General features: G+C 62.5%; 16 protein-coding genes. 12 read left to right on the top strand and 4 right to left on the bottom strand.

Annotation, left to right across the window (positions count from 1 at the left end; all coding sequences use genetic code 11):
- Positions 1-233 precede the first annotated feature (233 nt).
- From JMY24_RS12095 to JMY24_RS12075, 5 genes are all read left to right on the top strand, one after another.
- Entirely contained in the window at positions 234-1295 is a 1062-nt protein-coding gene (locus JMY24_RS12095; RefSeq protein ID WP_128597615.1) for a DMT family transporter, read from the top strand.
- Positions 1296-1735: 440 nt separating this feature from the next.
- Positions 1736-2044, top strand: coding sequence for a hypothetical protein (locus JMY24_RS12090; RefSeq protein WP_128587774.1), 309 nt, complete (start codon positions 1736-1738; stop codon positions 2042-2044).
- A 336-nt stretch (positions 2045-2380) separates the two neighbouring features.
- The gene (locus tag JMY24_RS12085) at positions 2381-2827 is read left to right on the top strand and encodes an SRPBCC family protein (RefSeq protein ID WP_128587772.1); all 447 of its coding nucleotides are present in this window, start codon (positions 2381-2383) and stop codon (positions 2825-2827) included.
- 172 nt (positions 2828-2999) lie between these two features.
- Positions 3000-3770, top strand: a complete 771-nt coding sequence (locus JMY24_RS12080; RefSeq protein ID WP_128597621.1) for a protein-L-isoaspartate(D-aspartate) O-methyltransferase — start codon at positions 3000-3002, stop codon at positions 3768-3770.
- Between the two features lie 32 nt (positions 3771-3802).
- On the top strand, positions 3803-4141 hold the full coding sequence (locus tag JMY24_RS12075) for a DUF190 domain-containing protein (RefSeq protein WP_128597614.1): 339 nt from the start codon (positions 3803-3805) through the stop codon (positions 4139-4141).
- A 73-nt stretch (positions 4142-4214) separates the two neighbouring features.
- Here JMY24_RS12075 and JMY24_RS12070 read toward each other — a convergent pair whose 3' ends face one another.
- The 4 genes from JMY24_RS12070 to JMY24_RS12055 all read right to left on the bottom strand — a co-directional run bounded on the left by JMY24_RS12070 (position 4215) and on the right by JMY24_RS12055 (position 7354).
- On the bottom strand, positions 4215-5492 hold the full coding sequence (locus JMY24_RS12070; protein ID WP_201702108.1) for an MFS transporter: 1278 nt from the start codon (positions 5490-5492) through the stop codon (positions 4215-4217).
- Between the two features lie 107 nt (positions 5493-5599).
- On the bottom strand, positions 5600-6526 hold the full coding sequence (locus tag JMY24_RS12065) for a LysR family transcriptional regulator (protein ID WP_128597622.1): 927 nt from the start codon (positions 6524-6526) through the stop codon (positions 5600-5602).
- A gap of 126 nt (positions 6527-6652) precedes the next feature.
- Positions 6653-7069 carry an organic hydroperoxide resistance protein gene (locus JMY24_RS12060; RefSeq protein WP_128591608.1) on the bottom strand — a complete coding sequence of 139 codons (417 nt, stop codon included), beginning with the start codon at positions 7067-7069 and terminating at the stop codon, positions 6653-6655.
- Between the two features lie 54 nt (positions 7070-7123).
- Complete coding sequence (locus JMY24_RS12055; protein WP_128597623.1) at positions 7124-7354, bottom strand: DUF4148 domain-containing protein; 231 nt, start codon at positions 7352-7354, stop codon at positions 7124-7126.
- A gap of 493 nt (positions 7355-7847) precedes the next feature.
- Here JMY24_RS12055 and JMY24_RS12050 point away from each other — a divergent pair, with 493 nt between their 5' ends.
- The 7 genes from JMY24_RS12050 to JMY24_RS12020 all read left to right on the top strand — a co-directional run bounded on the left by JMY24_RS12050 (position 7848) and on the right by JMY24_RS12020 (position 14595).
- Positions 7848-8219, top strand: a complete 372-nt coding sequence (locus JMY24_RS12050) for a GFA family protein (protein ID WP_128591604.1) — start codon at positions 7848-7850, stop codon at positions 8217-8219.
- Between the two features lie 126 nt (positions 8220-8345).
- Entirely contained in the window at positions 8346-9086 is a 741-nt protein-coding gene (locus JMY24_RS12045) for a response regulator (protein WP_128591602.1), read from the top strand.
- Positions 9083-10426, top strand: coding sequence for an ATP-binding protein (locus JMY24_RS12040; RefSeq protein WP_201702107.1), 1344 nt, complete (start codon positions 9083-9085; stop codon positions 10424-10426). The genes JMY24_RS12045 and JMY24_RS12040 overlap by 4 nt, the downstream gene beginning before the upstream one ends.
- Before the next feature lie 107 nt (positions 10427-10533).
- The gene (gene soxC, locus JMY24_RS12035) at positions 10534-11811 is read left to right on the top strand and encodes a sulfite dehydrogenase (RefSeq protein ID WP_201702106.1); all 1278 of its coding nucleotides are present in this window, start codon (positions 10534-10536) and stop codon (positions 11809-11811) included.
- Positions 11804-12382 (top strand): c-type cytochrome, encoded by a 579-nt coding sequence (locus JMY24_RS12030; protein WP_128598610.1) that lies wholly within the window; start codon positions 11804-11806, stop codon positions 12380-12382. Before soxC ends, JMY24_RS12030 begins: the two co-directional genes overlap by 8 nt.
- A 175-nt stretch (positions 12383-12557) precedes the next feature.
- Positions 12558-13466 carry a TauD/TfdA dioxygenase family protein gene (locus JMY24_RS12025; RefSeq protein WP_128598609.1) on the top strand — a complete coding sequence of 303 codons (909 nt, stop codon included), beginning with the start codon at positions 12558-12560 and terminating at the stop codon, positions 13464-13466.
- A gap of 76 nt (positions 13467-13542) precedes the next feature.
- Positions 13543-14595 carry an ABC transporter substrate-binding protein gene (locus JMY24_RS12020; protein WP_128598608.1) on the top strand — a complete coding sequence of 351 codons (1053 nt, stop codon included), beginning with the start codon at positions 13543-13545 and terminating at the stop codon, positions 14593-14595.
- Positions 14596-14660 lie beyond the last annotated feature (65 nt).

The following is a 14660-nucleotide window of genomic DNA, read 5'->3' as shown; positions in this document are numbered from 1 at the left end:
TCCTTGGCATGATGAAACGAAACAACAGGAACGCCGATTTAGCCATGCGGCTCTGGTTAGCGAAATTGACGATTTTTTTGTGAGCTTGAGAAAAACTCAACTGCCACGCGGGCGCGCGGCTGCCCGATCCTGGTTGCCCAACCAGAAGCGCAGCATAATCGGGCGCACGGGGGCACCGAATGCATACCAGCCCAACAGCCCATCAGCCCTTTGCAACGAGTCAAGGTTAGATCGTGAAATCCGGACAAGGCGCGATATGCGTCTCTCTCACCGCCGCTGCGCTATTCGGCGCCGCCACGCCGTTGGCCAAAGCGTTGCTCGGATCCGTCGATCCGTTCATGCTTGCGGGACTGTTTTATCTGGGCAGTGGAGCCGGGCTCGGTTTAGGTATCGCATGGCGTTTGCTGATCTCGCCCGGCTCGCGATCCAGCACCGGGCATCGCATCAATAAAGGCGAGTTGCCATGGCTTCTCGGGGCAATTGCAACGGGCGGCGTCGCGGGTCCGGCGTTGCTGATGCTAGGGCTGTCGAGCACGCCGGCGGCCACGAGTTCGTTGTTACTGAATCTCGAAGGGGTATTAACCGCTGTCATTGCCTGGGCGATTTTTCGCGAGAATGTCGACATTCAGGTCTTCCTCGGCATGGTGGCGATCGTCGCGGGGGGCATGATTCTGTCGTGGCATCCGGGATCGACGGGCATGCCTGTCGGGGCACTGCTGATTGTCGGCGCGTGTCTGTGCTGGGCCATCGACAACAATCTCACGCGCAAGGTCGCCGCGAACGACGCAATGGTGATTGCGTGCGTTAAGGGCCTCGTGGCCGGTCCGGTGAATCTCGCGATTGCGCTCGCCGCCGGCGCTTCGCTTCCGTCTACTGGAACCGTGGCGGCGGCAATGCTGACCGGGCTGGCCGGTTACGGCGTTAGCCTCGTGTTGTTCGTCGTCGCTCTTCGCCATCTTGGTACGGCGCGTACCGGCGCTTACTTTTCGGTTGCGCCGCTGTTCGGCGTGATGCTTTCACTCGTCATCTGGCCCGCGCTGCCCGATCTGTCTTTCTCAGCCGCCGCTCTTCTGATGGCGCTCGGAATCTGGCTGCACGTGCGGGAAAGACACGAGCATCGACATAGTCATGAGCAACTCGAACACACGCACCGGCATCGTCATGACGAACATCATCAACACGAACACGACTTTCCGTATTCCGGCGACGAACCGCATACGCACTCGCATGTTCATCTGCCGGTCACGCATTCTCATGCCCATTTCCCCGATATTCATCACCGCCACCGCCATTAGTGCGCCCGGCCTGGAGAGGCCTCCCCAGGCGTAAAGAGCTCGTCGCGGCCCTTCCAGATACTCCGCGTCAAGCTGACACTGAATGAATGCATGCTTGCTGGACACGTGAGCCTTTCGCGACCGGCGGAATCATCTAATCTTATGCTTGGATGCGAGGGCGCACGCAACGATCGTTCCAGTCGCGCCGGATAGCGATAGCAGAATAGCCGGATAGCCGGATAGCCGGATAGCAGAATAGCCGGATAGCCGGGTACGGCCTCAACCCACAGCGAGTCATGCTCACCTACCGGCAGACGGGTGCGAGTCCCGACGCTTTGCACATGTCATGCGTCGATATTCAGCACACGGCGAAAGCGTCGGCGCGCTGCCGCTTGCGTCGGTCAGCGCGTTGGAAGATCATGGTGCGATGGCCTTCGCCAAGGTGCTTGGGGGTAAATATCATGGCTACATTCGGTATCGACGCTGTGCGTATCGACCCTTCGACCGACCGGATCACGCACGTGCGCTGGGCGGCTGTCGATCCGGCCACGCGTAGCTGGTTGTCGCCCACTTCGATCGTCGAGGTGCCGCAGGTCGTGGCCGCGATCCGTCGCGGCGACGCCGTCTGGTCCCTCTTCACGCTCGGCGGCACGCGCTTTCTCGGGCCGAAAATCGTCGCCGTCGCTCATACCAACGGGCACGACGGGATCGACACGGACGTTCCCGATGGCCACATCGAAAAATGCATTGACGACCTGCCGCGCATCTAGCGCGCGCTGTTCGCTTCCGTTGCGCTTTGCCGGCTAGCGCAGTTCAAGCCACATCGGCCGATGGTCCGACGATTGGCTGTGCGGGCCCACTTGCAGCGTGCCACGCGTGGCTGGACATCTTCCGCGACGAAGGTGCGTCTCATAAATACCGCGCGTCACTTGTGGCCTGGACATAATGTCGAAAAAACCAGCGCGCCTCTCGCACGGTGCGGACAAGGCCGACGCCGGCAGCCACGCCGCGTGCCCACTGCATGTTTTCTCTATCGAGCCATGTCGATTCCACTGTAGTCGGATCGTCGTAACAGTGTGTCCAACTTCTCAACTGAAAGGCTGACCATGACTACCGGAACCATCAAACTCCACCGTGTATTGCGCGCGCCTGCTGAACGGGTATACCGCGCGTTCCTCGAACCCGACGCGCTGGCGAAATGGCTGCCTCCGTATGGCTTTACTTGCCAGGTCCACCATTTTGAAGCGCGTGTGGGCGGCACCTACAAGATGTCGTTCCGCAACTTCGGTAGCGGCAATAGCCACTCGTTCGGCGGCGAGTATCTCGAACTCGTACCATCCGAGAAGATCCGCTATACGGATCACTTCGACGACCCCAACCTGCCGGGCCAGATGTCCGCGACGATCACGTTCCGCCGGGTGTCGTGCGGAACTGAAGTCTCGATTCTTCAGGAAGGCGTGCCCGAGGTCATACCGGTCGAAATGTGCTACCTCGGCTGGCAGGAATCGCTGATGCAGCTAGCGAAACTGGTCGAACCCGAGATCGTCGACTGAGCGCAGGACGCCACCCGATTTTGTCCGGCGCGTTCTGCGCGTAGACTGAATACAGGTCCCGCATTCGCCTGCAATTTAACCTAGCTTGCAGCCGGACGATGTGCTGCAGATCGGCGATCTGCTGCAACGCGGCACGCGACCAGGCGGGCGCCGGCTCAAGACGGAGGTGGCGATGACCGATTTCAACGAGGCCCGCGAGCGGATGGTCGAGCGGCAGATCGTCCGGCGCGGTATTCGCGATCCGCAGGTGTTGGCCGCGATGCGGCGCGTGCCGCGCGAGGCTTTCGTGCCCGACTATCTTCGCGCTCTGGCGTACGAGGACAGACCCCTGCCCATCGGCAACGAGCAGACCATATCCCAGCCAGCCATTGTCGCGACGATGATCGAGGCTGCGGAACTGCAGTCCGGCGACATCGTGCTCGACGTGGGCACCGGTTCCGGCTACGCGGCTGCCGTCGCGGCGGCCATTGCCGCGCATGTTTATTCAATCGAGCGTCACCCGGAGCTCGTCGCCACGGCCCGCGACATCCTCGCGCGGCTGAATATATCCAACGTCACCGTTCATCTTGGCGACGCCACGACAGGCCTTGCGGAACACGCGCCGTACAACGCGATCATTGCGGCGGCGGGCGGGCCGCATATTCCCGCAGCTTGGCGCAAACAGCTGGCTATCGGCGGCAGGATCGTCATGCCGGTTGGCCGTGAGCGGCATTATCAGCGGCTCGTCAAACTGGTCCGCCGCGGTGAAGACGACTATCGCAGTTGCTCGCTCGGCGAAGTAAGTTTCGTGCCGCTGGTCGGCGCGGACGCGTGGCCGTCACCGGATGCAGCGCAGTGCGACCCTGGAGGCTCAGTCGGCACAGGCGGCGCGGACGACCGGCGTCCGTGCCCGATGAGCGCCGGCGAGCCCGCCAGCCGGCATCGCTTCCTCGCAGTGGCTTGAACGGCATCGCACAACGCCGGGGAGACATCGACATGAACGGCTACCAGATCACGTTTTTCACCCAGCACGATCGCCGTCATCGCGGCAAGCCGCTTGCCGACTGGCTCATCCATCTGGCCGGCGAACTCGGCCTGCGCGGCGCGACCGTGATACCGGCGAGCGAGGGTATCGGCCACCATCGCCGTGTGCACTCTTCACACTTTTTCGAACTGGGGGATCAGCCCTTGTCGATCGTGATGGCGGTGACGAGCGAAGAATCCGGCAGATTGTTCGAGCGCTTGCGCGCCGAGGGCGTGCATCTGTTCTATGTGAAGACAGCCGTGGAATTCGGAGTAATTGGAGACGACAACACTGGCGGAGTTGCACATTAGGAAGCCGCACTGCTCGCGACAAAGCGATGCCGCGGCTCGCGCGAATTTGTCGAAACGAATGTTCGCCGTCTGGCTAACGCGCTTGCATTCCGCCGTCTTGCTGCTTGCGAGCCCATTGCGCGAGACCGGCGCAGGCAATCAGCAAGCTGCCCGTCACGAAGAATACCGAATGCAATCCCAGGTACACACCGATCTGCCCGCCGATCACCGGCCCGATGACCTGACCGCTAAATTGCGCGGATTGCAGATAGCCGAGCATCTGACCGGTTTTGCTTTCGTCGACGGAGTGCCTTGCAAGCTTCGAGATAGCCGGCAGAAGACCGGCGAGGCTCATGCCCATCAACATTCGCAAGCCGCCGAGTTGCCACCATTCCGTGACGAAAGCTTGTGGAATCATCGCGATGCCGGTCACGACCAGGCACGCGACAATCACGTTCCAACTGCCGATGCGGTCGGCGAGTGCGCCAAGCCGGGCCGCCGTCAACATGCTGCCCAGCGCGGAACACGCCATCACCACACCGGCGATACGCGTAATGTGCTCGGGCGCCACGCCGAGCCCGCCAATGTAGACGGTGATAATCGGTTCGATCGACATGTTGGCGAGGAGCACCATCATCGCGGTGGCGAGGAGCGCCGAGACGATCGCGTAGTTCGTGCGGCGGGCTGACGGCATCGCGCTGGTGGCCTTGCGGGCGTCGGCGTCGGCGGGATGAAAATCTTCTTTGACGACGAAGATGGTCAGCAGGGCCGCGACCGCGATCATGGCTCCTCCGGCGAAAAACGTGCCGCGAATGCCGAGCCACGCCGGCAAGACGCCGCCGACCAGGGGGCCGATCAGACTGCCCGCCAGCGCGCCGGTCGACAAAATCCCCAGCGCCCAGCCCGCGCGCTCGCGCGGCACCTGAGTGCCGACCATAACCGTGGAAGCCGACGCATAACCGCCAACTAGTCCCGCAATCAGCCTCAGCGCGACGAGTTGATGCACTGTATGCGCAACGCCGATCAGCGACATGACCACGGCCATGCCAACGGCGGCGCGGACCAGCATGGGCTTGCGGCCGTAGCGGTCCGCAAGCCGCCCCCACAGCGGTGCGGTAACGGCGGTTCCGAGGAACGTCGCGCCGAACGCAATGCCCGACCATTCAATAACGGCCGACTGCGATGACACGCCGAGCTGCTGCACATACAGCGGCAGGAACGGCAGCAACATGCTCAGGCTCACCAGCGTGGTGAATGATCCGAACACGCAGACAACCAGATTGCGCCGCCAGTAGTTTTCGTTGCGTTCGGCGTAGCCTGGCCGCACGGACTGCAGTCCGGAAGGGAATGGGGAGCGGGCTGTCTGGTTCATGTGGTCCTCCGCGCGATGATGCGACGGTTCTGATTCCAGTCAGTCTAGATTGAGTCGTATCGCGCGAGAATCCACGGCACCCGGAAGATATTCTTCCGCGAAGCGGTTCAATTCGCGCCGGTGACACTGCCGAGAATTTTGAAGTGCTTGCGCAGGCGAGGCGCGGCAAAGTCGACGAACGCGCGCACTTTGGGAACCGAAAGCCGTCCGTGGGGCGTGAGCAGATGAACTGGCAGCGGCGCCTGCTCACTGTCGGGCAGGACGATTTTCAGCGATCCCTTTTTGACCTCCTCGGCGACGTGATACAGGAACATGCGCGTGACGCCGTGACCGGCCACTGCGGAGGCGACGGCCGCACGAATCGTGTTGACCATGAAGCGCGGCGTGAACTGAACGACCTGAGGTATCGGCGAGCCGCTCGACGTGGGAAAGGTCCATGAGTCGACGCCGAAGTGCGTCATTGAAATGATCTGGTGCTGTGCGAGATCTGCGGGAGCCTTGATGCGTGGATGCCTTGCAAGGTACCTGGGGGAAGCCGCAACGACGCGCCTGACTTCGCCCACGGGGACTGCGACGAGCGTCGAATCGGCGAGATGCGCGATGCGCAGCGCCACGTCGATACCTTCGTCGATCAGGCTCACGGGCCGGTCGAGCAATTGCAGGCGGATTGAAACAGCGGGAAAGCGTTCGATGAACTCGTCGACGATTGGCCGCAGCAGGTCTTCGCCGGCGGCAACGGGCGCTGTCACGGTCAGCAGACCGCGCGGCGCCGAGCGTTCGTGCGCGACGAGCATGTCAGCTTCTTCCAGGTCGGTCAGGATGCGCCGGCAGGCGGACGCGTAACGCTTGCCCGCTTCGCTGAGCTTGATGCTGCGCGTCGTACGATGGAGCAGCGCAGTGTCCGTATGTGCTTCGAGAAACGCAATCGCACGGCTCACTGCTGCGGGCGAGCGGCCTAGCCGGCGGGCCGCGCCCGCAAGGCTGCCTTCGTCCAGCGTGGCGATGAAAACTTTCATCGCGTCGATTCGGTCCATGGCGATTCCCTCATGCTCGACCAGGGTGATGGTGCAAGCATTATCGCTTCAACGACCGCGCAAATATAACGACGCCGCACCCGGAAAGAGTGGCGGCGTCGCGACGCTACATTACTGCGGGCAGTTTCAAACAACTGCGATTACGACATCGATATTGCCGCGCGTCGCCTTCGAATACGGACACGTTTGATGGGCGATATCGGTAATCGTCTGCGCGGTTTCGCGGTCGATTCCGGGCAGGCTGACATTCAGCCGCGCCTGCAGAAAATAGCCGCTGTCGTTCATCGCCAGATCGATTTCCGCGTCGACGGCGGTGTCAGCGGGCAGTGCGACTTGCAGCTTCTTCGCGGCGAGCCCCATTGCGCCGATGAAGCACGCGGACCATCCCGCGGCCAGCATCTGTTCCGGATTCGTGCCGGTCGCCGACGCGCCGGGCGAGCCGAGCTTGACGTCGAGCCTGCCGTCCGAGCTGCGCGATGCGCCATCCCGTCCGCCCGTGGTGTGGGTTTTTCCGGTGTACAGCACCTTGTTTGATGAGTTCATGATCGAAGTTCGATTAATAGTTGAGTGGGAACAGGTTGATCTCGAGTCTGACGCTTAGCTGCCCTGATAAAGCTTGTTCAGTGACGCAATCTCGCCGCTTTTCGTCGCGCGAGCCAGTTCCTGACGCACTTCGGCGCGGCTTTTCGCCGCGCTTTGCGTCGGCGCCCATTGGTGCGTTTGCTGCGCGTCCACATTGCTCATCGCAACCGCGGAAGGGTTCGCGGCAAAAGCGGAAAGAGTGGTAGCGGAAAGAGCCAAAGCCAAAGCGATCGTGGATACTTTCATGTCGTGCTCCATAAGGGATAAAGTAAAAAGGCGTCCGGTGGCCGGGGAGCACGCCGCAGTTGCAGCAATGCCGGCAAGACTGCGTTAGGAGCGCTGCCCGTATTCCGTCGTTGATGCATTAGAACGGCGGCGGGTATCTGGCTTGTGTCAGCGAAGCGGCCTATTGCAATGCTGTGTATCGCGTGAAGCCGCATATACATTGCGATACAAAGCCGCCGCCTGTGCGGTGCCGGACGTTGGCTCGCCTGATCGCATCGGCAGATGCATACGCCGAAAGCATTCGCGGATGCGATCGTCGATGCCGCCCGTCTTTGAGCTTTTGTCTGACCGAACCGCGACGCGTCCATCGGCCGGCATTCTGAATGCGCCGTGAGGCCACTGCATGCGCGTCGGTGCAATGTTATGTGTCAGGCGCAAGCCCGGATACATTGCGACATAAATCGCCGCCGGCCACGCGCTATAAAGCAGGCATTGCACAATCAGGAGAGTCCGCATGAACACCGATCGACTGACAGGAAGCTGCCACTGCGGGGCCGTCAAATTCGAAGTGAACACGCCTGTCGCTCCCGCGGCGCGCTGCAATTGCAGCTTGTGCCGCCGCAAGGGCGCGCTGATGAGCCCGCCGTTCACGGCGGATCAGTTGACGATCACGCAAGGCGAGGATGCGCTCACGCTATACCAGTTCAACACGCGCGTGGCGAAGCACTTCTTCTGCAAGCACTGCGGTATTTATCCGTTTCATCAAACGCGCAAGGATCCGAAGCTCTGGCGCGTCAATATCGGTTGCCTGGAGGGCATCGATCCGTATACGCTGGATGCCGGTCTTTCCGACGGCGCCAGTCTTTCCGTCGTGGAGGACGCATGAGGCGGCTGCTGGCAATCATCGCGTTCATCGCGGGCGGCGTGGCTGCGGAATGGGCGCATCCGGTGCAGTGTTCAATGCTGTGTACGAGCCGGGTGCAGGTGAAACGTCAAAAGAGATGATCCATTGATGGACACGATCGACCACGTACTGATCGTCGACGACGATCGCGGGATCCGCGAACTGATCGCCGGCTACCTCGAAAAGAACGGCATGCGCGTTTCGCTCGCCGCCAACGGACGACAGATGCGCGCCGTTCTGGATCAAGGCGCGCCCGACCTGATCGTGCTCGATCTGATGATGCCCGGCGAAGATGGTCTCGTGCTATGCCGCGAGTTGCGCGCGAGCAAGTTCCGCGCGGTGCCCGTGCTGATGCTGACAGCGCGCAACGAGGAAGCCGACCGCATTCTCGGTCTTGAAATGGGCGCCGACGACTATCTGCCAAAGCCCTTTGCCGTGCGCGAACTGCTCGCGCGCATTCGCGCCGTGCTGCGCCGCGCGCGCATGCTGCCGCCCGGCATGCAGGTAACGGAGACTGCGCAAATGCTGGAATTCGGCGATTGGCGGCTCGATACCACGGCGCGCCATCTGCTCGACTCCGAAGGAACGATGGTCGCGCTAAGCGGCGCCGAATACCGTCTGCTGCGCGTGTTTCTGGATAATCCGCAGCGCGTGTTGACACGCGACCAACTGCTCAATCTGACACAAGGCCGTCAAGCGGATCAATTCGACCGCTCTATCGACCTGATGGTGAGCCGCCTGCGTCAGCGCTTGCGCGACGTCGCGCGCGAACCTCGTTACATCAAGACGCTGCGCAGCGAGGGCTATGTGTTCTCCGCGTCCGTCAGTGCGATCGAGGACCAGCAATGAACCTCATTTCGTCGCTGCACTGGCCGCGTACGCTCTTCGCAAGGTTGACGGTGATCCTGTTCGTTGGGCTCGCCTCCGCGCAGGCGTTGTCGTTCTGGCTCACCATGACCGAGCGCGACCAGACCATGACGAACGTGATGATGGGCTACATCGAGCGTGAGGTTGCGAGTTCCGTCGCGCTGCTCGACCACCTGCCCGCTAACGAACGTGCGCAGTGGCTGCCGCGTCTCGCGCGGCGCAGCTACGAATTCATGCTCGGGCCGGGCGTGAGCGGCGGGCCGGTGGACGCTAATCTGTCGGCGCGCGTCGCTCGCTCTATTGACGAGGGCATAGGCACGAACTATCCGCTCACGGTGAATGCGGTCCCGGGCGACCGTGAACGGCTGCAGGTTCACCTGAAGCTCACCGACGGCACGCCGCTCACCATCGACATGCGCCCTATGTCCGGGGCGCCGTTATCGCGCTGGTTGCCGCTCGTGCTGCTGCTGCAACTCGTCGTGCTGCTCGGCTGCTGCTGGCTGGCCGTGCGCACGGCCACGCGCCCGCTGCACGATCTGGCGGTCGCCGCCGACGCGCTCGGCCCGGATCTCAAGGCAGCGCGCCTGAGTGAAAACGGACCTTCCGAGGTCGCGCGCGCCGCGCGTGCATTCAATGCGATGCAGGAACGCATTGCGATGTACGTCACCGAACGCATGCAGATTCTCGCGGCCATCTCGCACGACCTGCAAACGCCGATTACGCGCATGCGTTTGCGCGTCGACATGATGGACGCCGAATCTGAAGGCATCAAACTGCGCCAGGATTTGCAGGAAATGGAAGCGCTCGTGAAAGAGGGCGTCACGTATGCGCGCACCTTGCACGGCGCAACGGAATTGCCGTGCCGTATCGACCCGGATGCGCTGTTCGACAGTCTGGTTTGCGATTATGTAGATGCTGGTCAGGCGGTGTCATTGCAGGGGCGCTTCGGCATGCCGCTAATGACGCGCCCGCAGGCGTTGCGGCGCATCGTCGGCAATCTGGTGGATAACGCTCTGAAGTTCGGCGGCAGCGCGGAGATCGACATTGCCATGTTGCCCGATGGACAGGCGAGCGTCGCCGTGCTCGACCGCGGCCCCGGGATTCCGGCCGATTCGCTCGAAGAAGTGTTCCAGCCGTTCTACCGGCTCGAAGCGTCGCGTAACCGTCAGACCGGCGGAACCGGGCTTGGTCTCGCGATTGCGCGGCAACTGGCGCTCGCCATGGATGCAACGCTCGAACTCCGTAATCGCGCCGGCGGCGGGTTGGAGGCGAGGCTCACGTTGCGCAATCTCGTGAAGGCGTCGCCTGCGGCGGTGGCGTAGAGCGGACACGCCTGCGTTCGCTGCAATGCATATCACGATTGATCGTTTGGCCGCGGCGGCGCGCATTGCTAGCATCGTCGACTTCTCCATGAAGCGCCGCTGCCGCAATGACCCCAAGCAAAACGCCGCCCGATCTGCCGCCATCGCGTAGCCGCCGCCGGCTGCTGGGCCGTCTCGCCGCGGGCGGTCTGGTTGCGTCGCAAGCTGCGGCCGCAGGCGAGCTGCTGCGGCCGCTCGAAGTTGCACCGTCGAGCCGCACGCCCGGCGCGCCGGTACTCGATCATCCGTACGGCGTGCCGTCGCCGCGCGAGGCCGATGTGGTGCGCCGCAGCGCACGCGCATGGCCGCTGCCTGGCGCGGCCTCGTCGATGACGCCGCTCGCGGATCTTTTCGGCACCATTACGCCGAACGGGCTCGTCTACGAACGTCATCATGGTGGCGTGCCCGACATCGATCCCGATCAACACCGCCTCGCGATTCATGGCCTCGTGCGCACGCCGAAGCTGTTCACAATCGACGATCTGCTGCGGCTGCCCGCGGAGTCGCGAATCCACTTTCTCGAATGTTCCGGCAACACCGGCAGCGAGTGGAACGGTCCGAGCGGTCTGCCCGTGCAACTGACACACGGTCTGTTGTCGTGCTGCGAATGGACGGGCGTGCGTCTTTCCACATTGCTGGAAGAGGTAGGCGGCGTGTCGACGCAAGGCAAGACTGGCGACGGCCCATGGCTCCTCGCTGAAGGCGCGGACGCCGCCGCCATGACGCGCAGCCTGCCGCTTCACCGCATACTCGATCGCGCGCTCGTGGTCTACGCGCAAAACGGCGAACGCTTGCGGCCCGAAAACGGCTATCCGCTGCGGTTGATCGTTCCCGGATTCGAGGGCAACACCAACGTCAAATGGTTGCGGCGGCTAAAAGTGGTCGACGCGCCGCTGCAAACCCGCGAGGAGACGTCGAAATACACGAATCTGCTGGCGGACGGCAGCGCGCGCCAATTCGTGTTCGAGATGGATGCGAAGTCGGTCATTACGCGGCCGTCGCCGGGGCATCGCCTCACCACGCAGGGTTATTACCCGATCAGCGGCATTGCGTGGTCGGGGCGCGGCACCATTCGCAAGGTCGAAGTATCGACCGACGGCGGCGCGTCCTGGCGGCTCGCGCGTCTGGACAGCGTCGCACGCGATCGCGCGCTGACGCGCTTCGAGGCGGATTGGCGCTGGGACGGCACGCCGTCCGCGATCCTTTCTCGCGCCACCGATTCGACGGGCTACGTGCAGCCCACGCGCGCGGAACTGGTCGCCGCGCGCGGCCTGAATTCGCAGTACCACTACAACGCGATCCAGCAATGGCGTGTCGATGCCAGCGGCGAGGTGCGCAATGCGTGAGCGCCGTTCAACGGGTACTTCGGTACGTTCAGCGTACGTCGCGCTGGTGTCGATCATGGCGCTCGCTGCATGCTCATCGGTTGCTCCCGATGCTCGCAATGTAAGCGAAACGCACGATGTCGGCACGCCGCTCACTGAGCAGGCTATCGCCGCATGGAACATCGACGTGGCACCCGACGGCCGCGGCCTGCCCGCGGGCAGCGGAGACGTTGCGACCGGCGCGCATGTGTTCGCCGCGAAATGTGCGGCGTGCCACGGTGCGCAGGGCGAAGGCGGTCTCGGCGATCCGCTGGTGGGCGGCCAGGGCACGTTGGCGAGCGCAAAGCCAAGGCGCACCATAGGCAGCTACTGGCCTTACGCAACGACACTCTTCGACTATATCCGCCGTGCGATGCCCTACAACGCGCCCGAATCCCTTTCCGCCGACGAGGTCTATGCGCTCAGTGCATTCCTGCTGAACCGCAACGGCATCGTTCCCGCCGATACGCGGCTGGACGCGGCTTCGCTGCCGCGCGTCGCGATGCCCAATCGCGACGGTTTCGTGCCCGATCCGCGTCCCGGACGACTGTGACGCACAGCGCAAACACACGCTCGCGCGGGGCTCTCGCGCGTTAAAACATCGGGTTTATCACTTCAGCAGATAACCGTATCGGATTTGCTTCGTTGTCCTCGCGCGTGTGCGCCGGTACATTCATCTGACTGCGCCTGTACGGCGTTCCGCGAACAGATAAGACGAAGAGTTTCCCGTGACGACAGCCTTTGCTCCCACCGCCGCGCACGACGCCGGCGGCGCCATCGCCGATCAGCACATCGAGATTCGCGCTTTCGACGGCCCCGTCGGAGCCGAAGTGCTCGGGCTCGATCTCAGCAAGCCGCTCAGCGCGCAGAACTTCGCACGCATTCACCGCGCGCATCTCGACCATCATGTGCTGGTGTTCCGCGATCAGCGGATCACACCCGACGAGCAGATTGCATTTAGCCGCCGCTTCGGTCCGTTGCAGATTCACGTGCTGCACCAGTTCCAGTTGCCTGGTTATCCGGAAGTACTGGTGGTGTCGAACATCGTCGAAAACGGGCAGCCAATCGGTCTTGGCGACGCCGGCCACTACTGGCATTCGGACCTGTCGTACAAGGAAAAACCGAGCCTCGGCTCGTTGTTGCACGCACAGGAATTGCCGGCCGAAGGCGGCGACACGCTGTTCGCCAACATGCACCTTGCGTGGGACACGTTGCCCGCGCATTTGCGCAGCGCGGTGGAAGGCCGCTCCGCAGAGCACACGTATCTCGCGAAATACGCCGAGTTGCAAAAACGCAGCCCGTGGCGGCCGAATCTCTCCGCCGAGCAGATCGCGCAAGTGAAGCCGGTGGTCCATCCGATCGTGCGCACGCACCCTGAGACCGGGCGCAAAGCGCTGTTCGTCAGCGAACATTTCACGACGCGCGTGATTGGCTTACCGGAAGACGAGAGCAGGCAATTACTCGACGAAATCTTCGCGCATAGCGTGCGTGCCGAGCATGTGTACCGGCACCGCTGGGCCGAGCACGACATGGTGTTCTGGGACAACCGCTCGTTGATGCACCTCGCGGCGGGCACGCCTGACCATCTGCGCCGCAAGCTTTATCGCACGACGATTGAAGGCGATGTGCCGTTTTGATAACACCCGGCGCGCCGAGCGTAGCGCTATCGCAGACAACTCAAACAATTTACATCTCTCGCCGACCGGAGTTCCGATGTTTGCCAGGTTTCACTCGACCGCCTCGCGGTCGTCGCTTGCCCGTCGTTTCGCTGCAACGTTGCTCGCCGTGTCTGTCGGCGCGGCTGGCATGAGCGCAGCCGCGCCTGCTCGAGCCGAAGGGCAGATCCGTATCGCCGAGCAATTCGGCATTGTCTATCTGCTGTTGAACGTTGCGCGCGATCAGCAGTTCGTCGAGAAGGAGGGCCGCAAGCAGGGCCTAGATATCAAGGTGGATTGGGTGCAGCTCTCTGGCGGGGCAGCCGTCAACGACGCATTGCTGTCGGGCGCGGTGGACATTGCAGGCGCGGGTGTGGGCCCGTTGCTGACCATCTGGGATCGCACGCACGGCAAGCAGAATGTGAAGGGCGTGGCTTCGCTCGGCAATCTGCCGTACTACCTGGTGAGTAACAATCCTGACGTCAAGACCATCGCCGATTTCAGCGCTAAAGACCGCATCGCCGTTCCCGCAGTGAATGTGTCGGTGCAGTCGCGCGTGTTGCAATACGCTGCGGCGAAGCGTTGGGGCGACAAGGAATACAACCGCCTCGACAAATACACTCAGGCACTGCCGCATCCTGACGCGGCGGCGGCGATCATCGCGGGCGGCACGGAAATCAGCGGGCATTTCGGCAATCCGCCGTTTCAGGATCAGGAACTCGCAGCGAACCCGAAGGCGCATATCGTGCTGAATTCGTACGATGTGCTCGGCGGGCCGAGTTCGGCAACGGTGCTTTATGCAACGGAAAAATTCCGCGACGGCAGTCCGAAGACTTACCGCGCTTTTGTCGATGCACTGGGCGACGCGTCTCGATTCATCGCCGCGAACCCGGAGGCTGCGGCCGACATCTATGTGCGCACGAACAAATCGAAAATCGACCGTGCGCTGCTGCTGAAGATCATCAGAAATCCGCAAGTGGAGTTCAAGATCGCGCCGCAAAACACATTGGGGCTCGCGCAATTCATGTATCGCGTGGGTGCGATCAAAAACGAACCGAAGTCGTGGAAAGACTATTTCTTCGACGACCCCGCAACGGCCGCAGGCAGCTGAACATGACGCGCCGCGTTTTTAACATCGACGGAGTGCAGCGAGTGCCTGACGGTTCCGCGCAATCC

This window comes from Paraburkholderia kirstenboschensis (assembly GCF_904848585.1).
GTDB lineage: Bacteria > Pseudomonadota > Gammaproteobacteria > Burkholderiales > Burkholderiaceae > Paraburkholderia > Paraburkholderia kirstenboschensis.
The sequence above is the reverse complement of the archived record's forward strand: the minus strand, read 5'-3'. Positions and strand labels throughout refer to the sequence as shown.